At 42.6% G+C, this 21,390-nt stretch carries 18 protein-coding genes; all 18 read right to left on the bottom strand.

The features are described 5' to 3' along the window. Nucleotides 1-74: 74 nt before the first annotated feature. On the bottom strand, nucleotides 75-2,735 hold the full coding sequence (locus ACRRSY_RS08795; RefSeq protein ID WP_432462964.1) for an SLBB domain-containing protein: 2,661 nt from the start codon (nucleotides 2,733-2,735) through the stop codon (nucleotides 75-77). A 259-nt stretch (nucleotides 2,736-2,994) separates the two neighbouring features. Then, on the bottom strand, nucleotides 2,995-3,495 hold the full coding sequence (gene rfaH, locus ACRRSY_RS08790; protein ID WP_432462963.1) for a transcription/translation regulatory transformer protein RfaH: 501 nt from the start codon (nucleotides 3,493-3,495) through the stop codon (nucleotides 2,995-2,997). 15 nt (nucleotides 3,496-3,510) lie between these two features. Beyond that, nucleotides 3,511-4,026, bottom strand: coding sequence for an outer membrane beta-barrel protein (locus tag ACRRSY_RS08785; RefSeq protein ID WP_432464713.1), 516 nt, complete (start codon nucleotides 4,024-4,026; stop codon nucleotides 3,511-3,513). Between the two features lie 269 nt (nucleotides 4,027-4,295). Further along, entirely contained in the window at nucleotides 4,296-5,267 is a 972-nt protein-coding gene (locus ACRRSY_RS08780; RefSeq protein ID WP_432462962.1) for a DHH family phosphoesterase, read from the bottom strand. A 159-nt stretch (nucleotides 5,268-5,426) separates the two neighbouring features. Then, complete coding sequence (gene cysC, locus ACRRSY_RS08775) at nucleotides 5,427-6,032, bottom strand: adenylyl-sulfate kinase (protein ID WP_432462961.1); 606 nt, start codon at nucleotides 6,030-6,032, stop codon at nucleotides 5,427-5,429. Nucleotides 6,033-6,148: 116 nt separating this feature from the next. Beyond that, on the bottom strand, nucleotides 6,149-7,879 hold the full coding sequence (locus ACRRSY_RS08770; protein ID WP_432462960.1) for an SLC13 family permease: 1,731 nt from the start codon (nucleotides 7,877-7,879) through the stop codon (nucleotides 6,149-6,151). Continuing rightward, a complete protein-coding gene (gene cysN, locus ACRRSY_RS08765) occupies nucleotides 7,879-9,300 on the bottom strand; it encodes a sulfate adenylyltransferase subunit CysN (protein WP_432462959.1) in 1,422 nt (473 codons plus the stop codon). The genes ACRRSY_RS08770 and cysN overlap by 1 nt, the downstream gene beginning before the upstream one ends. A gap of 150 nt (nucleotides 9,301-9,450) precedes the next feature. Next, nucleotides 9,451-10,356, bottom strand: coding sequence for a sulfate adenylyltransferase subunit CysD (cysD, locus tag ACRRSY_RS08760; RefSeq protein WP_432453582.1), 906 nt, complete (start codon nucleotides 10,354-10,356; stop codon nucleotides 9,451-9,453). A 481-nt stretch (nucleotides 10,357-10,837) separates the two neighbouring features. Then, nucleotides 10,838-11,914: a dTDP-glucose 4,6-dehydratase gene (gene rfbB / locus ACRRSY_RS08755; RefSeq protein ID WP_432462958.1), complete on the bottom strand. Its 1,077-nt coding sequence runs from the start codon at nucleotides 11,912-11,914 to the stop codon at nucleotides 10,838-10,840. Nucleotides 11,915-11,965: 51 nt separating this feature from the next. Beyond that, nucleotides 11,966-12,880: a dTDP-4-dehydrorhamnose reductase gene (gene rfbD / locus ACRRSY_RS08750; RefSeq protein ID WP_432462957.1), complete on the bottom strand. Its 915-nt coding sequence runs from the start codon at nucleotides 12,878-12,880 to the stop codon at nucleotides 11,966-11,968. 31 nt (nucleotides 12,881-12,911) lie between these two features. Further along, a complete protein-coding gene (gene rfbC, locus ACRRSY_RS08745) occupies nucleotides 12,912-13,457 on the bottom strand; it encodes a dTDP-4-dehydrorhamnose 3,5-epimerase (protein WP_432453585.1) in 546 nt (181 codons plus the stop codon). Continuing rightward, nucleotides 13,454-14,353 carry a glucose-1-phosphate thymidylyltransferase RfbA gene (rfbA, locus tag ACRRSY_RS08740; protein WP_432462956.1) on the bottom strand — a complete coding sequence of 300 codons (900 nt, stop codon included), beginning with the start codon at nucleotides 14,351-14,353 and terminating at the stop codon, nucleotides 13,454-13,456. Before rfbA ends, rfbC begins: the two co-directional genes overlap by 4 nt. Before the next feature lie 420 nt (nucleotides 14,354-14,773). Next, complete coding sequence (locus tag ACRRSY_RS08735) at nucleotides 14,774-15,775, bottom strand: response regulator (RefSeq protein ID WP_432453587.1); 1,002 nt, start codon at nucleotides 15,773-15,775, stop codon at nucleotides 14,774-14,776. A gap of 409 nt (nucleotides 15,776-16,184) precedes the next feature. Continuing rightward, nucleotides 16,185-16,946, bottom strand: a complete 762-nt coding sequence (locus ACRRSY_RS08730) for an MlaA family lipoprotein (protein WP_432462955.1) — start codon at nucleotides 16,944-16,946, stop codon at nucleotides 16,185-16,187. Between the two features lie 176 nt (nucleotides 16,947-17,122). Beyond that, nucleotides 17,123-18,382, bottom strand: a complete 1,260-nt coding sequence (gene ccmI / locus ACRRSY_RS08725; RefSeq protein ID WP_432462954.1) for a c-type cytochrome biogenesis protein CcmI — start codon at nucleotides 18,380-18,382, stop codon at nucleotides 17,123-17,125. Continuing rightward, a complete protein-coding gene (locus tag ACRRSY_RS08720) occupies nucleotides 18,379-18,849 on the bottom strand; it encodes a cytochrome c-type biogenesis protein (protein ID WP_432462953.1) in 471 nt (156 codons plus the stop codon). The genes ccmI and ACRRSY_RS08720 overlap by 4 nt, the downstream gene beginning before the upstream one ends. 5 nt (nucleotides 18,850-18,854) lie before the next feature. Beyond that, on the bottom strand, nucleotides 18,855-19,385 hold the full coding sequence (locus ACRRSY_RS08715) for a DsbE family thiol:disulfide interchange protein (protein WP_432453591.1): 531 nt from the start codon (nucleotides 19,383-19,385) through the stop codon (nucleotides 18,855-18,857). Further along, nucleotides 19,386-21,380: a heme lyase CcmF/NrfE family subunit gene (locus ACRRSY_RS08710; protein WP_432462952.1), complete on the bottom strand. Its 1,995-nt coding sequence runs from the start codon at nucleotides 21,378-21,380 to the stop codon at nucleotides 19,386-19,388. It lies immediately after the preceding gene. Between the last annotated feature and the right edge of the window lie 10 nt (nucleotides 21,381-21,390).

Below are 21,390 nucleotides of genomic sequence, written 5' to 3'. Positions count from 1 at the left end.
GTTGAATCAAATACCGATAATTTTTCATAAAACAAATAGCCTTAGCGCAAGCCCAAGGCCGAAATAAGGTCCAGTTACTTAAGGACGTTAACCGCTACACCAATTTGATACATAATTTGAGTGACCGCAGTCCACATACTTAAAGCATCGCGGTAATCGGTATCAATCGGCACCACAATGGTATCTCCTGGCTGTAGGTCTTGAGAGTTATTTTTAAACCAGAAGCCTGACTCCGGCTTATATACTGCTCCGTTCGCTTTTACCACAAACACGCGATCTTCATCGGCTTGTTTCTTGGTCCCGCCAGCGAAATTAATATAATCTTTATATGTATATTTCTCATCCAACAAATAAGATGTCGAGATCTGCACTTCGCCCATAATCGTGACTGTATTACGATATTGCGGCACATAAAGTAAATCTTGATCTTCCAACATAAAATCTTTCGAAGCATCGTTATTTAAAATAGCCGGTAAATCAACCACCATTCGCCCCAAGGCTTTAGTGGTACTCATCTCCTCAATCAGCGCTAACTGTTCGGAAGGGGGGGCCGATGCAGAAAAACTACTGGGGCTCCTTTGCCTTAAACTCTTTTTAGCCACCTCTTGACGAATTGTCTCAGCATAGGCATCAATCTGTTTCTGCTCACGTAAACGTAGCGCTTCGCGAGTAAATACTGCACCATCTTCATGTGCGTAATCGGTCAAACCACCCGCTCGCTTAATCACCGCCCCCAAAGTCTCACCACGTTTAATCACGTATGTTCCAGGAAAACGCACTTCCCCCTGTATGTTCACTGTTCGTTGTTTACGTAAATTGGGGATCGCCAGTACGTTAAGTCGGTCGCGCGACTTCAACACCAAATTATCTTCGGGATTATTTTGTAAGGCATCATTCAGATTTAAACGCAATACATTTACTTGAGCTTGACCATCACGAACCACGGTACGAGAAAGCTCACTATGCTCAGCATAGGCACCATTATTCAAGCCACCAGCAGCAGTAATTAAGTCCCGAATCGTATTTTTATCCGTGATCGGATAAACCCCAGGAAATTTAACTTCACCAAAAATTTCAACTAGATGAGCGTCGTCACCCAAAGAGGACTGGCTTTGCAGCAAGGTCAACACTGGCGCAAGTAATTTTTCTCGGGTTGAGGCAAATGCCTTTTTAATTTGCTCTACTGGGATACGCGTTAACTCAGATGCGCGCTCAAAGTTATACTCTTCGTCCCCTTGAATATCACCAACGGTTTTGTTCTGTTGCTGTTCAGTCTCTTCAACTTTTGCATTCATTTCTGCAGCATCGACTGACAAAACATCCTTGTCCTTGGTCACGACGGCGAAAGCCTCGTCAAACTTAGCCAAATCATGCTTAGTGAAGACCAATATTTCATCTTCGGCGTTAAGTTGAATATTATCTTGCGACTGTTTATTAGTAATTGCCTGACCTAAATTGATTTGTAGCACCTTGATGGTTTGATCTGGATTACGTCTTACCACCAAGGCATAGTTAAGGTCACTACTTTGATACAAACTGCGATGTATACTCGGGAATAAGTCAGAGACTTTGATGCCAGCTCGCCACTGATAGCGCCCTTCACGAACCACATTACCTTTCACCGCGATGTAATTTTTGGTGTGTTTTACAATGGCCTCTACCTTCAAAAAATCGCCATTCTTCAGCCGTTTGGCCAAATCTGTTTGATTGTTTAAATCGAGAGTATTTAAATCAATTAATCCATCATTGGTGATCCGCTCAAAACTCACTGAGTTTTTATAGGCTTTGGTTGTATATCCTCCCGCCATCGACACCAGATCTTTAACCGTTTCATGGTCATTTAGCTCATAAATTGCAGGCCGAACCACTTCGCCATCAATACTCGCAGTAGGGCCCAAAGGGGCGATAAAGATCACATCACCAGAGCGAAGCTGCAAGTCATCGGAGGTATCTCCATTAATCAGCAAGTCATAAACATCCAAACGATTGACTAACTTTCCGTCTCGCAGTAAACGAATATCTCTTAAACTACCTTTACCGTTTACCCCACCACTCGCGTATAGCGCATGCGTCATCGTGGACAGAGAGCTCACTAAGTATTTCCCCGGCTGATAGGCCTCACCGAGTACAAAAACTTCGATGCTGCGCAGTTCACCCATGGTAATACTGCTGCGAACCCCAATCTTCTTCTCAGAAATAGTTTGACTTAGTAAGTCTTTCGCCTCAGAGAAAGTTAAGCCCGCGATATTAACAGGGCCCAATTCGGGAAAGCTAATTGAGCCATAACGATTAACCCTAAATTCAAATTTGTTATTTTCTTTACCAAAGAGCTGAACAACTAAAGTGTCTCCCGGCCCGAGGCGATAATTGTCAGTGACCGGAACATTACTGAGTGGCGCAAACGTTGCGGGTTGTGTAGCAAATACATCTAAACCAAAGCGCTGTAACTCTTCAACTTGGCCTGCACTATTCTTTTTCGCTATGTTTTGTTCCGCTGCTTCTTCACTATTCCGCTTTTCTGAAAGCTTTGGCGCAGCCAAAGCCTCATCCTCAATCCCATTTGAAGAATTAAGTTGAGAAACATCCACCCCATATTGTTTCGCTAGTGCCGCTTGTTGCTCTGCAGGAAGTGTCTTAAGCATTTGCATTTGTTCTGGGCTAACATTTACAGCGAAGACATTCTGTGAACAAGCTAGCAAGCAGATCGCGATAAGACTTCTTAGTCCAAATTTCATTCCGTTATGTTCTCTTTATCAAACTAGGTTGCGGAGTTTCAATCAAATTAAAACGTTAATATTAACTAGGCACATATTACTTCAACTGTACTGCTTACGTAAACTTACAAAGCTATTCATATGGCTGTATTTTGAGCAACCAAATGCATTAATTAAAATATTAGCCTCCCAATGAGGACTCGAATTAAACACGCTACCGCCCTTAAGTTTCGGCCCCCAATTTGCCATCCACACAAACTTACATTTTAACAACGCGAATTTAACCGGCGCGACAAATCTCATTATTGTTAACCAGCATAGTCGTTTGCCGATTTAATAAACGAACCAGCAGTACCGATCGTTCTAAACCATCAGCTCTCTGGTAAATAGCTTCAAGTGATTGAAAAGCTCCATCTTGAACCTTTACTTTTTCCCCACACTGGAATGCGGTTTCTCGTGAGGGCTGGCAATCTTCGCTCACACGCTTTCCTATCTGCGCAATTAAGTCATCAGAAACTGTTTGATAGCTTGATCCTATCTTCACAAAATCAATCACACCTCGAGTTGAACGCACCGCGTTAAAATTACTTTCGGCATTCAGTTGCACAAACAAATAGCTAGGAAACAAAGCTTCTTGTTTTAGCTTAGGTTTTCCTTGAATAATGCGCTTTACCGAGATGTAAGGACAATACGAAACGCAAGCTTGATTAGCGAGGTGGAATTGCGCGCGAGCCTCTTGGCCTGCTTTACAATAAAGTAGATACCAAGTGGCTTGTAGCATATTCATATCTAAAATTTAGAAACGGTACTGAAAGACTAAGCTTAGTCCCGAAACCTTAGTTTTATCTTTATTCAAACTACTGAGGTATTCAATCGTCATCGCGCGCGACGAGTCAAATGCGTAATGTACGCCTAAACCAAAACTAGTACCGCTTTCGGTACTGCTGCCAACATTTTGTTGATTTAGTTTCGCGGAGGAAGCACCTAACAATGCGTACATAGCCGTTTGCTCTGACACTGGTAGATTCGCTCTTACTAATAAAGAAGCTAGACTATCAATTGATATGCCGTCAGAACGCCCTGTCGATAAACCATAGCGACCTTCCAAGCCGATATAATCATTAAAAAATCGTCCCAGTTGAGCTTGTAAAATAAACGGATTACCGTCGGCCGTCTGCGCCTCTGCTGCTGAAGTATATTCCGCTGAAGAATAACTTAATATCGCACCACCGTAATAGCTCGCATTTGCCACTGCGCTGAAAAAAAAGCTAACACTAACAACAACTAAACAAAGCATTTTTTTTAAACACATCACCGAGAACGTTCCCTAAACCCAAGTTAAAATCGTCGCAAGTATATCACAGTAAATCGAGGGAAAAAGTAGCGAAGAGTCCCAGTAAAAATCAACAAAAACTGTAATACTAATTAAGAAGATAAAATAAACAATAAAAATCAAATGGTTATAGTAGACAGGGAGTTTGAAAACGAACGTTTTTTATTTACAAATTGATTAAATAAATTTATTGCTCAAAATTATTTATAAATAAGCTGTTAATAAAAACCAATAATACGGTTAGTTATTTAACAATTTCGCTCCGTATAAAACTGTTCAGTGATGGCGAGTAATGCTTCTATGCTGTTGGGGGCTAAGCAATTAATCCCCGCCGCACCTTCTCTCCCACCACCCGTCTTAAACTGGCTACATATGTGACTTGCCCCCTGCTTATTATTTTGCGGCGCCCTGAGACTCACCATAAAATTACCGTCACAGATTTGACTCAGTACGATATGCGCCCGCTCAGGATCGCCATTTGCCAAATCATTTCCTAATACCCCACTCACCCGTCGCGCCCATGCTTGATCAGGCAACTGAACAACTTTTAAAATATCGCTCTGATAATAAACCTCGGCGAGTTGGGCTTGTTGCATATCTTCAGCATAGGCGATCTTTAAACGATGATATGGAGAGTCAGAATCGGCAATTGCATCAAAGGGAGAATGGTAAGCTAGCAAGGCTTGATACAGATCGGCAGGTGCAATATGCAAATCAGCAATAGCATGCCCGTAACTATTATAATTAATTAACACTCCTAACTCTTTTAACTGGATTCTCTGCGGAACACTTAAACCTTGAGCCAGTGCCAAGCCCTCCGCTACATTAACCAGATTATCACCATAAGCTGCGGTAATCGCCCACAGATGGAATCGACCTTTCAGTTGCTGATCAATCAATAACGCAGTACACACATCGACACTCGTATCGATATTCGTGGTTAACGAATCATGGCGTGGAATATTTCCAGAGCGATGGTGATCGATATAATGAACAGTCGCACCAGCGGCGAGAGCTCGATTCACCCCATTAATATTTTTTTCTAAAGACAGGTCAAGAACCGTGACAATATCTCCTTGTCGATATTGCGGCTTAAGCGCTAACTGATTATCCCGCTTCACTCCGGTGACCAACAAACTTTGCTGGGGATCGGCTAAACGCAATTGCAACAACGCCAAAATACCATCAGCATCGCCGTTAAAAATATCAATGTATCTCACAACAAACCTCTTCTTAAGTTAGCCGTTTCGCAAGCGAATAGAAGGTAGCGATTAAGCTTTACCGTTAAACTCTGGTTAGAATTAAAGTCCTTTTAATCACCGAGGGCGAAGGAAACAGCGGCTCGAAGCATGACAAGCCTTCACATTGTTCGATAGCCTCTAGGCAATAATACCTGCTTTTAGCAAGGCCTGAATGACCACCGCTGCACATTCTTCAATCGTTTTACCCTCAGTTTTTACATGCACATCGGCTTGCTCTGGGGCCTCATAGGCAGAACTAATTCCAGTAAAGTTTTTAATCTCACCCGCACGAGCCTTTTTATAAAGACCTTTTGGGTCTCGCGACTCACAGACTTCGATCGGCGTATCAATAAACACTTCAAAAAACTCACCTTCCGTGAGCTGCTTGCGAACCATACTCCGGTCCACTTTAAATGGTGAGATAAATGCAGTTGAAACAACAATACCGGCATCAACAAACAGCTTTGCAACTTCCCCAATTCGGCGAATATTTTCTACCCGATCCTTATCTGAGAAACCTAAGTCACCATTTAAACCGTGGCGAACATTATCCCCGTCAAGTACATAAGTATGAACACCTCGCTGATGCAATAAGTAATCGACCTCATTTGCAACAGTAGATTTACCTGAGCCACTTAAACCGGTGAACCAAAGCACGCATGGCTTATGTCCTTTTTGAGTGCTCCGTAAATCTCGGCTTACGCTGTGATGATGCCAAACTACATTTTCACTTTTATTATTCATAATAACCTCAAAATATTAAACAAAACCCGAGTGGGGAAGCTCTCCGGTCAGTGATGAGTTACGCTTTAAGATTACTCATTCCGTGTCACCACTAAAGCGTTTTACTCTTTAACCAGCTAGTGCAAAGGGAACAATAGTGGCACTAAACTAATCACAACCACAGCATAAACAATCGCCACCGGTAAGCCCAATTTTACAAAGTCTTTTAAATTATAACGCCCAGCGTTATACACCATTAGGTTAGTTTGATAGCCGTAAGGGCTGATAAAACTCGCACTAGCAGCAAAGGCAACGGTCATAATAAAAGTCATTGGATTCGCACCAATTGCATTTGCGACACCATAAGCCACCGGAAACATTAGCGCAGCAGCTGCATTATTGGTCACTAATTCGGTAAAAAGCCAGGTGAGTAGATACATAATCATTAGGGTCACCATCACCCACTGCGGGCTTAAAATTTGACCAAAACTATCGGTAAGTAAAGCGACTAGACCTACATTATACAAAGCTTGTGACAAAGTCAGCGCAGAAGCAACAATAAGCCATATGTCTTTGGGAAAACGCCGAACAATCTCGCTTGGGGTTAGACATCGGAAAAATAATAAACCGCCGAGTAACAATACCATTGCCTTAAATAGGCTCAGCACACCAACTGCAGCTGCGACGACGGCGATAGCAAAGCCTGCAATGGCAATTAGTTCAGACCAACCATTGAGCCGTGTGTCCGGTTCAACACCGCTAACCACAATAAAATTCTTAGTTAAATTGGTCCGAGATTTAAAATCGTCTCCCACTGCCAGCACTAAAAAATCCCCGGCTTGCAGCACTAACTCGCCTAGCTTGCCAGACACTTGTTCGCCATCGCGTTTGATTGCCACGACAGCTGCATCAAAAAGAGCGCGAAAACCCATTTTTTTTAGGCTTTTACCCACTAAGATACTCTCAGGTCGAATCACTACTTCGGTTAGATTTGTTCCCAATAAACCATTTGAATCAGCGAAAGTTTGTAGCCCCGAAAACTGATTCAATTGCATGACTTTAGTAACATCACCGCTAAAGATTAAACGATCATTTTGATCAAGTACTTCACTAGGAGAAACGGGGCTAATCAACTTCCCTTGACGGACGATTTCCACCAAAAATAATGATTCGAGGTGCCTTAAGCCGTTATCTTCGACACTTTTACCAATGAGACCCGAGTCCTGTTGGATCTTGGCATCGATAAAATAGCTTTGATAACTATCGACCTCACGCTGATGATCGGGTAAATAACGAGAGAAAAATGCCAAGGTAAGTCCGCAACAAACCACAGCCGCGAGGCCAATCAATGAAAAATCAAAAAATCCGAGTTCTTGGCCGGTGCTTTCAAGTAATAAGCTGTTCACGATTAAATTGGTAGAGGTACCGATGAGGGTCAAAGTTCCGCCTAATATCGCCGCATAAGACAAAGGAAGCAGCAATTTACTAGCGCTATGATAAGGATTATTACGGATCGGCGCCAACAACGTAGCCACCACGGCAGTATTATTAAGCGCTGCCGACGACAGCACCGTGGTAGTAAAAAGGCGAAACCAAGTAGCACGCAATGAAGGCTTGATAATCGAGGCGGCTAATAAACGCAATAAACGGGTTTTTTCTAAGGCAATCGAACAAAGCATCAGCAATACTAGTGTCATTAGTCCTTGGTTTGCGATATTCGCTAATATTTGCTCAGAACTGACCAAATTGAATACAAACAGTATCAACATTACCCCGCCAAATATTTTAGCCGGATATTGCTGATACCGAATCAGAGCAGCAATAGTGCCAACAAATATAACTAGCACTAAAATTGCTTGTATGGACATTATTTTAACAATTCGCTGAGGTCTTTCGCATCCCAATGTGGGAAATGCTTACGAACTAACGCATTAAGTTCGATCTCAAACGCTGAAAACTCACTATTTGTCGATTGTTCGTCAAACTTGCCCTTCGCTTGGATCATCCCTGCACCCACGGTGACGTTACTAATTCGGTCAATGATAATAAATGAACCGGTACCATGCGCGCGACTGTAAGCGTCAAATGCGACCTGCTGACTAAACTGCACTTGGCAAACACCGATCTCGTTTAAAGCTAAGCGCACTGCGGGTTTTTCTTCCAGTGTATTCACATCAATTTGGTGCTCAATTTGCGCAATTGAACCCGAGGTCGTTTTGCTTGCTAATTTAAAATCATATTGCTTATTGGCAATTAAAGGATCGTCTGCCATCCAAACGATCATTGCTTCGGCACTGCTTGCAACCCATGGCTTGTTATTGCTATGAACCAGCATATTTCCACGGCTGGCATCAATTTCATCCTCTAAAGTGAGCGTTACCGCCATCGGCGCGTATGCTTCATCTAGCTCACCATCAAAGGTAACGATGCTCTTCACTTTGGAAACTTTCCCCGAAGGCAATGACGTAACTTCATCCCCCTTACGCACAACACCGGAACTAATGGTGCCGCAAAAGCCACGAAAATCTAAATTTGGCCGGTTGACATATTGCACGGGAAAACGGAAATCGTCGAAATTTAAACCAGAGCTAATCGGCGCACTTTCTAGCATCCCCATTAAAGTTTCACCATGATACCAAGCACTTTGCTCGCTGCGCTCGACAACGTTGTCTCCATTGAGCGCCGAAATTGGCACAAACTTAATGTTCTCGATTTTTAGATTTTCAGCGAATTTTTGATACTCTGCTTTAATTTCTTCATATCGCGGTTCAGAAAAATCAACCAGGTCCATTTTATTAATTGCCACAACAACCTGTTTAATACCTAAAGACGAAACGATAAAACTATGGCGCCGCGTTTGAACCTGCACGCCGTAGCGTGCGTCAATCATCACGATCGCCAATTCACAATTCGAGGCGCCAGTGGCCATATTGCGGGTATATTGTTCATGCCCTGGGGTATCGGCAATAATAAACTTACGTTTATCCGTTGAGAAATAACGATAAGCAACATCAATTGTAATGCCTTGCTCTCGCTCTGATTGCAAACCATCAACCAGTAGTGCTAAATCAAACTCCCCATCGGTGGTATTAAATCGTTTCGAGTCATTTTTAATACTGGCCAATTGATCTTCAAAAATCATTTTTGAATCATGTAACAAGCGCCCAATCAAGGTACTCTTACCGTCATCGACACTGCCGCAAGTTAATAAGCGTAGTAGTTGCTTTTGTTCATGTTGTTGTAAATATTCTTCAATATCTGAAGCAATTAAATCTGACTGGTGTGACATGGTTCCCTCACTTCGAGCTGTCAGCACGGGGCATCTTACAGCTCAAAAAAATACTTATATATTAACGGAATACTCTGATATTCGTCGTTCGATGCTCGCAAGCTACTGTTTGGTGTAGTTTTTCTATCACGCTTGGTTGGTCTCCAAGTGCTAAAAATAACCTTCCATCTTTTTCTTTTCCATTGAGCCCGCGCTGTCATGATCGATCACTCTGCCCTGACGCTCGGAAGTTTTAGTTAACAGCATCTCTTGAATCACATCTTGCAAGGTATCGGCCTCTGACTCTACTGCACCAGTTAAGGGGTAACAGCCTAGCGTTCTAAAACGCACCATCTTATGTTGAATATCACCCTCTTCGACAGGCATACGCTCATCATCAACCATAATCAGGGTACCGTCACGTTCCACTACCGGACGTTTAGCCGCTAAATAAAGCGGAACGATATCGATATTTTCGAGATAGATATATTGCCAAATATCTAACTCTGTCCAGTTAGATAAAGGAAATACTCGAATACTCTCCCCTTTATTTACTTTTGAGTTATAGCTATTCCATAACTCGGGGCGTTGTGACTTAGGATCCCAACGGTGATTTTTATCGCGGAAAGAATAAACCCGCTCTTTTGCCCGAGATTTTTCTTCGTCACGACGCGCACCACCAAAAGCGGCATCAAACTGATATTGATCTAAGGCTTTTTTAAGCCCCTGAGTTTTCATGATATCGGTATGAACCGCGCTGCCATGCACAAATGGGTTGATCCCCATTTCTAGCCCTTCGGGATTTTTGAAAACCAATAACTCAAAGCCATATTTTTTGGCCATTTGGTCTCTAAACTGGATCATTTCTTTGAATTTCCAGTTAGTATCGACATGTAATAAAGGAAAGGGAATTTTGCCTGGGAAGAAAGCTTTGCGCGCTAAATGAAGCATTACCGCAGAGTCTTTACCCACAGAATAAAGCATCACCGGCTTATCAAATTCAGCCGCGACTTCGCGAATGATATGGATGCTCTCAGCTTCTAATGCTTTTAGATGAGTTAAGTTATAATTTTCCATTTAGTCTTTAGCTCTTAGTTCGTTATATCGTTATAGAATATAAAACAACATCAGATTAACTTATGTGGCAAGCAACTACTAGCAACGCTGCTATAACATTATGCTACTTTTAATAACTTCGAATTCTAAGCAATCGAGGCATTGATTTACATCTGATCGATGACTTTTTTAGTTTAGAGCAAATAGCTACAACTGGCGGTTAATCTTTTCTTGTTATAGGCGTTCAAGACAAAGGCTAATCAAGAGTATTGGGAGTTAAGCGGACAATTCAACGATAGGCAATAGCGATAAAAGAAACAGAGTTAAGGGTGCTCGATTAGTTTCATTCATGAGACTAATCGAGGGCGTTCAGAATTATGGGTCTATAATATTTATGCTAACACACACTAATGCTGTCACCATAAGGCACCAAATTCGTCTCTAACAAGCATTGAAAACAAGAGTTCCATTTCATCCAGAACTCTCAGCTCAGTAAAGGTGATTACAAAGTCTTTAGCCAATCTTGCGCATTGAGATACCAATCGATGGTTAGATCAATACCTTGTTCAAAAGACACTTGAGGTACATAAGCTAATTCTTGTTGCGTTTTCTTGGCGTCGATAGCATAGCGCTGATCATGCCCAGCTCGGTCCTCAACAAAAGTAATTAAACTTTCGGCCTTATTTGCAATGGCGGCAGCGGCTTGCGGGTATTGAACCGCTAAGCCTGGGTCTTGGCTAAACCGTTGATTTAATAATTGACAAACCAACTTAACGATATCGATGTTGGCCCATTCGTTATGGCCACCAATGTTATAATTTTCACCTACGCGCCCTTTGTTCAGCACTAAATCGATACCTCTGGCATGATCCTCAACATACAGCCAGTCGCGGATCTGCTGTCCATCACCATAAACGGGTAAAGGTTTGTTGTTTAAGATATTGGTGATGATGAGCGGAATTAATTTCTCAGGGAAATGATACGGGCCATAATTATTTGAGCAGTTTGAGGTGGTTACCTGTAAACCGTAAGTATGGTGATAAGCGCGTACCAAATGGTCGCTAGCTGCCTTACTGGCTGAATAAGGGGAATTTGGTGCGTATTGAGTCTCTTCAGTAAAAGCTGGATCGCTGGGCCCAAGAGTGCCATATACTTCATCAGTGCTGACATGGTGAAAACGATGTGGGATGCTCTCTAAACCTTGGCTTTTAGGCCCATCTATCCATACCTTTTTTGCGGCTTTAAGTAAACTATAACTGCCAATAATATTGGTTTCGATAAAGGCATCCGGCCCAGTAATTGAGCGATCGACGTGTGATTCAGCCGCAAAATGCACAATTGTATTTAATTGATGCTCTTTCAACAACGACTCAACCAATGCCGTATCGCAAATATCACCCTGTACAAAATTAAAATTCGGATCCGTTTCAACTGGTTTAAGGCTAGCGCGATTACCTGCATAGGTAAGTGCATCTAATACGACGATTTTGTCGCCAGGATGATTTACCAACCAATAATGCACAAAGTTAGCACCAATAAAACCAGCGCCACCCGTCACCAACATTTTTCTTGAATTCATAATATCCAACTGTAATCGTTTCTCTAAATCTATGATTAATACTTCTGATACTTAAACTAATTGATCCATCATGAGGCTTAATTGCTTACGCCAATGTATGGTCTCTATGCCTGAAGCCTGCTCGGCTGTGATTTTGTTGAGTACCGTAAATGAGGGGCGAACTGCGGGTAAAGGATAAGCACTGGCTGGGATCGCCTTAATGGGGATCGCCTGACTAAGCAAACCTTTTTCAAGCCCTAACTCCTGAATCGCGATCGCAAAATCATACCAAGACGCAAGCCCGGCATCAGTCCAATGAAAAGTAGAAACTTGCCCTTTAGCTGTACCCGCCAACTGATAAGCTCCAGCTGTGTTTTCATCTCTATTTAATTTCGCTACCATGGTCCATAACCACAAGGCAAGTCCCTTGGCCCAAGTTGGCGTGCCGACTTGATCGTAAATAATCCCTAGTTCTGACTTGCTTTCCATCAGCTTGAGCATGCCTTTCACAAAATTATTACCATGCACTGAGTACACCCATGCAGTGCGTACGATCAAGGCCTGATCCGCAAGCACCTCTGCCACAGCTAAATCACCCGCTAACTTAGATGCGCCATATACATTAAGAGGTTTCGCCACCGCATCCACCGAGTAAGGCGTCGCCTTATCACCCGAAAAAACAAAGTCGGTTGAAACATGTAGTAAATAAGCGTTTGTTTTCTTACAACTTTGGGCAATAAATCGAGGCCCCTGTTGGTTAACTGCGTAGGCAATATCTTGATGTGACTCGGCCAAGTCAACTGCGGTATAAGCCGCAGCATTGATCACAACATCAGGCTTAATTGTTGCGAATGCCAGCTCAACCGCAGACTGATCAGTAATGTCCAGCTCATCAATGCCAAGGCTAAATAACTCTACGCCTTCAGGCTTAGCTTGCTGTAATTCCCAAGCTAATTGGCCCCCCTTCCCGGTAACTAGTACTTTCATTGTTTACTCACAAAACGACATGTAAATTGATTTATAAACGAGGCGCATCGACAAATTGAATGGCCTGTTGGTCCTTCGCTGATAAAGATGGCGCTAAACCATTCACGAGGGGCCACTGTATACCAATATCAGGGTCATCCCAAGCCACTGACACTTCAGAGCTGGGATCATAATAATCAGTACATTTGTAAACAAACTCTGCTTCCGCACTCACCACATAAAAACCGTGTGCAAATCCTTCGGGAACCCATAACTGGCGTTTATTCTCGGCGGATAATATCACGCCAATCCATTGACCAAGCGTAGCTGAATTGGCTCGCATATCAACGGCTACATCAAACACTTCACCGCTGACCACCCGCACTAACTTTCCTTGGGTATGTTCGGTTTGATAATGTAAACCCCGCAATATTCCTTGTTTAGATTTGGAGTGATTGTCTTGCACTAAAGCTTGCTGAGTACAAAATTCAGAAAAAAGCGTTTGACGAAAAGTTTCCATAAAAAAACCACGTTCATCACCAAATACACTTGGCTCTATAATTTTCACATCAGGGATTACTGTTTCAATAAATTTCATTTGACCATCTCTTGGCTACATGCTGAGTCGTTTGCTAGGTTCATCAAGTATTGCCCATAACCATTTTTTAACATCGGTTCGGCGAGCGCTTTTAATTGCTGAATATCAATAAAACCCTGCCGATAGGCTATTTCTTCAGGGCAGCAAACCTTTAATCCTTGGCGCTTTTCTAACACCGAAATGAACTGAGACGCTTCCAGTAAAGAGTCGTGTGTACCAGTATCTAACCAAGCACTGCCACGTCCCATTAATTCAACGCTCAACTCATTTCGTTGAAGATAGAGATTATTTAAGTCTGTAATTTCTAGTTCGCCACGAGCAGAAGGTTGAATGGTCTTTGCCAACTCAACCACTTTCTCATCATAAAAATATAGACCTGTGACCGCATAATTAGATTTAGGAGTGCTTGGTTTCTCTTCGATAGAAATCGCTTTCCCCGAATCATCGAACTCAACCACACCGTAACGCTCAGGATCGGTAACATGATAACCAAATACACTTGCACCAGTTTTATGCTGATTAGCTTTTCTCAAAGACTTAATTAAGTCATGCCCATAAAATATATTGTCACCCAGCACTAAACAAGCGGGAGCGCCATCGAGAAAATCTTCCGCTAAAATAAATGCTTGTGCCAAGCCATCCGGTGAAGGCTGCTCGACATATTCAAACCGCACGCCCCACTGACGACCACTACCCAGCAATTCTTTAAAGCGAGGTAACTCTTCCGGCGTTGAAATAATCAATATATCTCGTATCCCCGCAAGCAATAGTGTTGAGACCGGATAATAGATCATGGGCTTATCATAAACAGGCATTAATTGCTTACTAATCACTTTGGTAAGCGGGTGAAGTCGAGTTCCCGAGCCTCCCGCTAAGATAATACCTTTTCTGTTCATGCTACGCCTTTACCCTGATTCGTCTAAATGGCTGCAATACTACTGATTTTGACAGATTGAGTACAGCAACAAACAAAGAATAGCAGAAGCACATACTGAAATAGTGATGATGGCATGAAGGATGCCGATTCGTTGTTATGACGTCTAATTAACCCCTTTCACAAGCAATGTATTCATTTATTTTGCCATGCCCTTAGAGACAGCATTTGCGCTGTAACCTTTCATTGAAAGCAAAAATTATAGGCTAAATAAAAACTGAATCCTTGCCGAGAAGAGCAATACGACCGCATGGCGCGTTACAAAAGAGGAGATCAAGCAATTTGGGTTAGTTTCAATACTGGATGTTTCAAAAGACTATTTAACCGTCAAACTCGGTCTAGATTGCGGTTCGAGCCCCCTTATAAGATCGTCCAAGGTAAATTAAGTCACCGGAAATAATTTTAAATTAATATGGTCTTCGGCTAGGTTTCTAAATCGTAGGCTAAACCCAATATCAGACAGCTTTGCCGCCCCTTCTTGATAATGCGCATCAACATTCAAGCCTAAAGCCAAACCTGGATGAGCAGCATCAAATGGCGAGGGGGCATCAAGTAGACCAGCATTAGCAAAGTGCACATTATCATGGGCGATAATGCCGTACAAGCAGCCCACAGAAGCTCTTAAATCGGCAGCTTTAATAATCTTATTTAAAGTACTTAATGCCATACTGGGTTGCAGAGCTGAGCGATCATTCACTAAGAAACGGTTCCACATATCTTGAAAGAAACCGTTAATAATGACTGCAGCAATAACCCCTTCATCGCCCAACAAACAAATATCTACCACTAAAAAACCAACATGATGTTGATCGATTTGCTTGATAAGCGGAAATAAAGTTTGTCCTTTTAGACGATAATGACAAAAGAAACCCACAATTTCTTGCGTGGTTTTGGGCAACATTTCTCTTAAAACCAAGCTTGCTTGTGCATCATTCGCCTTAAAATGTGCTTTATGCTCACTAAATTCAGCAAATTCCATTTGTGAATCTTGTTGCTCCAGCATCGATAAACTAGAAAGAATCGTATGCGTTAATTCTCTAAAGTCGATTAATGGTTTCACCAAAAAATCACTGGCACCGAGTTGTAACACTTTACGTAAATCGGCCATGCTACTTTTTCCAGAAATAACAATAATAATTCCCGGAAAACTATCAAGATGTTCCAACAACTCAAGCCCGTTCATCCTCGGCATTTGTAGATCCATCAATATCAGTTGATAAGACTGCTGAGCAATCGCTTGCAAGGCCTCATAACCATCTTCAACAGTGCATACTAAAGCACCCTGCTGAGTCAAGAAGGCAAGCAGTTGCTGACGAAACACAGGTTCGTCCTCTACAACTAATATAGAAATCCCATAAAGTGGATTCTCATCATGCTGAGGCATTAATCGACAACCTTTTTCCTTATTTATTAATAAGTTAATAACGTATTTTAAGGCTTAACAGCTTGACTATATAAGTAATAACTCGAGAACGCTAGCTTGCTTACAAAAAATAAAAACAACCAAAAACTAACTGAAACATAACCTTAAGCGAGGAGATTGAGGGTTTGCGATACAGCAGAACCGAGCTTTGCTTCAATAAGCATAGCTCAGTAAAATGAGAACTGTGACTCCATTAGGCATAATCATCGCGATTAATGTTATAGGTAAATTTATTTATCAGGCTTTATTTTTATAGCAATAAAAGCTCTTATATCGCCCTAAATTGTGAGCAAAACGCTCACAATTCAGATCAAAATGAACCTAGACCAAGGGCCGAGCAAAGGCCATTCCAACAAAAATCCAATCGCTTTTAGTAACCTTCGATTTCATCTAAATAGCCTTCAAGGGCGGAATCGATATCCTGTTTCGACTGAGTCGGAGGCTTACCATTATAAAAACGATATAGTCGGTATTGTAGATAAGCGTCTTTGATAAAGGTGTAACTATCAAGAGAGTTGTCTAGTAGCGGTTCTTGTTCAATCACTGAAGCCCGTTTATACAGTCCATCTAAACCCCATTTTACCGCTTGCTCCGCATAACTTAAGTTAGACAACGGAGAAGCAAAGGCATCAACCCAGTCCCCCACCTCTTTACGCACGGTCGTCGGTCCTAATACCGGTATCATGACAAATGGCCCTTCAGGGACGCCATAAAAGCCCATTACATCACCAAACTCTTCGATGTCTCGCTTGGCTCCTGAACGTCCCATCAGATCAAAAATTCCAAATATTCCAAAACTGGAATTAAACAAAAATCGAACTAAATTATTCGAGGCACGCTCAACTTTTCCTTGCAATAAATTGTTTGCAAAACTAGCGGGCTCTTCCAAATTTCGGATCACATTGTTTAAGGCTTCACGCAAACCAAAGGGCACATAATCAGCATACACATGAGTGACCGGGCGATAGATGGGTTTATCTAGATAATTGTAGTTAAACTCCCACATGCTGCGATTAAACCCTTCAAAAGGATCAGAAAAACCGGTAACTGGCTCACCTTGTTCCGCTGCCGATAAAGCAGTTGAAAAAATCGCGGTAAACGTCAAAAACGCAAATACAACATGACGTAGCACTGAATGCTCCTTCCTTGGTAACGTTACAACTATAGAACTTAACAAACAAAGTGCTCTTGTTTAACGCAATCCAATCATACAAAAATTAAAGCTGCCTTTCAGCAGCCATTTATTATGTCATTAAGTTCAATCGCTTAATAGCGCAAACTTTAAATACTGACAATACACCTACAAAACTACAAGGGAGTATTAATTAATAAAGAAATAGGTAAATCACTGCCTTGGGAAATCGTTGACGACTTCCCTTCCCAATCGCCAGTGGTTGTCTGTGCATTATTATCGTAAGACAATCTAGCGGTTATATAGAATTCAGCTTGTTGTGATAATTTCAAGCCTTCCATCATACTATCTTTATCTGAAAGTGTAACGGTTAATGGGAACTTAGGGTGGGCAATTCTCTTGGCGGCTAATGGCATTGGCGGCCCATTCACAGCCTTTGCGAACACAAATAAGAAACTCGATTCTGGTGCGACTAAACCATCTTGCAAGTTCACCGTCACGCTGTAGTTTGGCTCTGAGGTGGGTGTTTCTGTTGATAAAGATGATTGCTGTTGCGCTTGCGCTTGGCTCTGCTGAGCAATTTGCGCTTGGGCAAATTGAATATTTTTATTCAACATTTGAGCGCGTTCTGAACCAGAATCAACGAGGCTTAGCATTTTTTGCCAACGCTCGATCGCCAATGAGTACTGTTGCTGCTCGACTGCTAAAAAAGAATATAATGACCACAATTCCAGTTGATTTGGCATTTTCTGTAAAGCCGCCACCAACAAACGCTCGGCTCGAGCCTTTGCCATCGCATCACCGCTATAAAACAATGACTGAAGATAAACGACTAACACATTGGGACTATCGGCATCTAGCGCGTAGGCTTTTTCAGCCGCATCGGTCATCACATCCAAACGATTCATTGCTTGGCCTACCTTCGCCAATAAAAACCAACCTCGGCTATCATTCGGATCTTGATAAAGCTTGGTTCGTAAACCCAAAGCAAAATCGGTGAGTTCCTGCTCACTAACCGGTCCACCTTGAGCTAACAACACCTTATTACTCAATTCTGGCATTTGCTGGATGATCGATTGCCAATGTTGAACTTGTTTCGCACTCCCCAAATAATAATAGAGTCCCACAGGAACTGTGGCAACGAAGACCAAACTGACTAACAATACCCAAGCTGAATAACGAGTTTCTGCTTTAAGCGAACTTTCAGGAATATCGTCTAACAGATTGTGTTGTAGCTCCGTCACCAGCTGTTCACGATCATCCGCTAAGCCCTGCTGATTTTCTTGCTCGATTTCTAACAGCCGATCTTTATACAATGCTTTATTTAAATCGGTTTGGGTAAGTGATGCTTGCTGGCGGCGCAACCAGAGCGGTAAAACCACTGCGGCCAAGGCAAGTAAGGTTAAAGCCACTACAGCTAACCAAAAAACTATCATTCTGACTCTCGCTCCGTTTGTTTAATTAGCTCAGCTAATCGCTTTTGTTCTTGTTCATCTAAATCAACGACTGGGGCTGGTTTGCGCCTAGCTAAACGCCATATAGTGAAACAGCCAAAAATAATAATAAAAGCTGGTGCCAACCATAACAGCAGAACCGCGGGAGTCAACGGAGGATCATAACGCACAAAATTACCATAACGGGCCACCATATAATCCAAAACTTGTTGTTTAGAGCGACCCGCTTTGACCATCTGGTAGGTTTTCTCTCGCAGATCTTGCGCCAAGCCCGCATTTGAATCAGCAATATTGTTATTCTGACACTTTGGACAACGAAGCTCTTGAGTCAACTCTCTAAACAAGGTTTCTTGCTGTACAGAGTCAAACTCATGGACCTCAATCGCCGCCATCGCAAACTGCGGCAGCATTACCAATAATATAAGATGAAAGGCTTGCCTTAATCTCATCGTCATTACTCCAAGCGACTGTATATAGCGCCTAATTCCTGCTGCCAGTTACGAGCATTTACATCACCAACATGGCGATACCGAATGATACCTTGACTATCGATGAAATAAGTTTCGGGAGCCCCATATACGCCCAAATCTAAGGCAAGTAGTCCTTTTCCATCAAATAGATTAATTTGATAGGGATTACCAAGCTGAGTTAACCAATCAATTGCTTTTTGTCGGTCATCTTTATAATTAAGACCTACGATTTTCACCCCTTGTTCGGATAAGCTATTCAGAAAAGCATGTTCAGCGCGACAAGTCGGACACCAAGTCGCCCACACATTGAGTAGCAACGGTTGTCCTTTAAAAATATCAGCACTATGCTGCTTATCTTGTTGATAAAGATCTTGTAGGGTAAAAACTGGCACTGGTTTCCCCACCAATACCGATTCCAATTTTGTTGCATCACTATATAAGCCACGATATAAAAATATGGCGACTAACAAAAAAAGTAACAAAGGCAGTAGAAAATAAAATAATCGCTTATTCATTTAAACACCTTCCACATAAGCTTTTGTTTCATGAGCAAGCGTATCTTTGTGGTGTGTTCGCTTCACCTTAAAACGATAACGTTTATCGCTCATGGCAAACAATCCACCGATCGCCATAATCAGCGCTCCAAACCATATCCAGCGAATAAATGGCTTATAGTATAAACGGACCGCCCAAGCGCCACCGGGTAATTGCTCGCCCATGGCTGCGTATAAATCACGCCATAAACCAGCGTCGATAGCTGCCTCGGTCATCATATTTCGCTGTACTCGATAAAAGCGTTTCTCGGCACGTAAGGTGGTACTCAAGTCAGCGCCTTTATAAACGTCAATAATTGCCACATGCCCCTGATAATTCGGCCCCTGTAAGGGTTCCACACGCTTGAAGTGAAAACGATAAGCGGCAAAAGTCACCGAGTCCCCTGCCTCTAAACGCAAATCTCGCTCAATACTGTAATGACTGGTCATCGAAATACCAATGATCGATACAGCTAAGCCTATATGTCCTAATACCATCGCCCAATGAGAGCGACTTAAGGTACTCAAGCCCTTAGAAAAACGATGACGATGGGTTGCCCGTAAATAGACTTCTAAAGCGGTACATGTGATGATCCACATCGCCAGTACTAAGGCCATGTATGCCAGCGCATAGAACTGCGGTGCCATAATGAACATCAGTATGGCTGGCAATAACAGGCTCACCAGAGCAAGCCAAACTAAGGGCTTTTTTAATGACCGAGGATCTTGATGCTTCCAACGCAGCAATGGGCCAATCCCCAAAGCAACGGCAAAGGGAATGATCATCCAGCTAAACATTCGGTTAAAGAAAGCGGCACCAATCGAAATGCTTCCTAAGCCAATTTCCTTATGGATCAACGGCAATAAAGTGCCAAGTAACACTACAACCAAGCCAGCCACCAACAATACATTGTTGATCAGCAGAAAAGTTTCTCGCGAGAACAAACGATAAGATCCACGGCTCTTAACCTTTGAAGCACGCAGCGCGAACAGCAATAGAGAACCGCCCACAACCACCAGCAGAAAGGCCAAAATAAATAGTCCTCTGGCCGGATCGCTAGCAAAGGCATGTACCGACACCAATACACCGGAGCGAACCAGAAAGGTGCCCAGTAAACTTAAAGAAAAAGCTGAAATCGCTAATAGCACCGTCCACGCTTTAAACACCCCACGCTTTTCACTTGCCGCCAAAGAATGCAACAAAGCAGTTCCTACCAACCACGGCATAAAAGAAGCATTTTCAACTGGATCCCAGAACCACCAACCACCCCAACCTAACTCGTAATACGCCCACCAGCTACCGAGCGCAATACCAACAGTAAGAAATACCCAAGCAGCCATTGTCCAAGGACGAGACCAACGAGCCCAAGTTGAATCTAAACGTCCTGAGATTAAGGCCGCAATAGCGAAAGCAAAGGCCACCGAGAAGCCCACATACCCCATATACAATAGCGGGGGATGGAAGATTAATCCGACATCTTGCAACAATGGATTAAGATCGTGACCATCAACTGGGAAAAACGGCAGCGTGCGCTCGAAGGGATTTGAAGTAAGTAAAATGAATAAATAGAAACCGACCGATATCATCCCCATCACCGCGACCACTCGCGCCACAGCATCTAGCGGCAAGCTTCGACTAAATAATGCAACCGCTGCTCCCCAAGCAGATAAAATGAGCGCCCAAAGCAATAGGGAGCCTTCGTGAGCTCCCCAAACCGCAGATAAACGAAAATATAGAGGTAAATGGCTATTTGAGTTATTCGCGACATAAGCGACTGAAAAATCATTGACCGCGAAGGCATAACTCAAAATCGCAAACGACAATCCAACAAAAGCAAATTGGGCCAAAGCTAAAGGTCTTGCCGACTGCATCAGCAAAACACTATTTTTACTAGCCCCCCACAAAGGGTAAACACTTTGTAAAATGGCCAATGTGACCGCTAGGATCAACGCATAATGTCCAAGTTCTGGAATCATAATAGATATC

The sequence above is a fragment of the Agarivorans sp. QJM3NY_33 genome, assembly GCF_050870865.2.
Taxonomy (GTDB): Bacteria; Pseudomonadota; Gammaproteobacteria; order Enterobacterales; family Celerinatantimonadaceae; genus Agarivorans.
The sequence above is the reverse complement of the archived record's forward strand: the minus strand, read 5'-3'. Positions and strand labels throughout refer to the sequence as shown.

Coding starts and splice junctions, on each gene's coding strand:
- ACRRSY_RS08795 (WP_432462964.1), bottom strand. CDS start 2,735: ATGAAATTTGGACTAAGAAGTCTTATCGCGATCTGCTTGCTAGCTTGT.
- rfaH (WP_432462963.1), bottom strand. CDS start 3,495: ATGCTACAAGCCACTTGGTATCTACTTTATTGTAAAGCAGGCCAAGAG.
- ACRRSY_RS08785 (WP_432464713.1), bottom strand. CDS start 4,026: ATGTGTTTAAAAAAAATGCTTTGTTTAGTTGTTGTTAGTGTTAGCTTT.
- cysC (WP_432462961.1), bottom strand. CDS start 6,032: ATGAATAATAAAAGTGAAAATGTAGTTTGGCATCATCACAGCGTAAGC.
- ACRRSY_RS08770 (WP_432462960.1), bottom strand. CDS start 7,879: ATGTCCATACAAGCAATTTTAGTGCTAGTTATATTTGTTGGCACTATT.
- cysN (WP_432462959.1), bottom strand. CDS start 9,300: ATGTCACACCAGTCAGATTTAATTGCTTCAGATATTGAAGAATATTTA.
- cysD (WP_432453582.1), bottom strand. CDS start 10,356: ATGGAAAATTATAACTTAACTCATCTAAAAGCATTAGAAGCTGAGAGC.
- rfbB (WP_432462958.1), bottom strand. CDS start 11,914: ATGAATTCAAGAAAAATGTTGGTGACGGGTGGCGCTGGTTTTATTGGT.
- rfbD (WP_432462957.1), bottom strand. CDS start 12,880: ATGAAAGTACTAGTTACCGGGAAGGGGGGCCAATTAGCTTGGGAATTA.
- rfbC (WP_432453585.1), bottom strand. CDS start 13,457: ATGAAATTTATTGAAACAGTAATCCCTGATGTGAAAATTATAGAGCCA.
- rfbA (WP_432462956.1), bottom strand. CDS start 14,353: ATGAACAGAAAAGGTATTATCTTAGCGGGAGGCTCGGGAACTCGACTT.
- ACRRSY_RS08735 (WP_432453587.1), bottom strand. CDS start 15,775: ATGCCTCAGCATGATGAGAATCCACTTTATGGGATTTCTATATTAGTT.
- ccmI (WP_432462954.1), bottom strand. CDS start 18,382: ATGATAGTTTTTTGGTTAGCTGTAGTGGCTTTAACCTTACTTGCCTTG.
- ACRRSY_RS08720 (WP_432462953.1), bottom strand. CDS start 18,849: ATGAGATTAAGGCAAGCCTTTCATCTTATATTATTGGTAATGCTGCCG.
- ACRRSY_RS08715 (WP_432453591.1), bottom strand. CDS start 19,385: ATGAATAAGCGATTATTTTATTTTCTACTGCCTTTGTTACTTTTTTTG.
- ACRRSY_RS08710 (WP_432462952.1), bottom strand. CDS start 21,380: ATGATTCCAGAACTTGGACATTATGCGTTGATCCTAGCGGTCACATTG.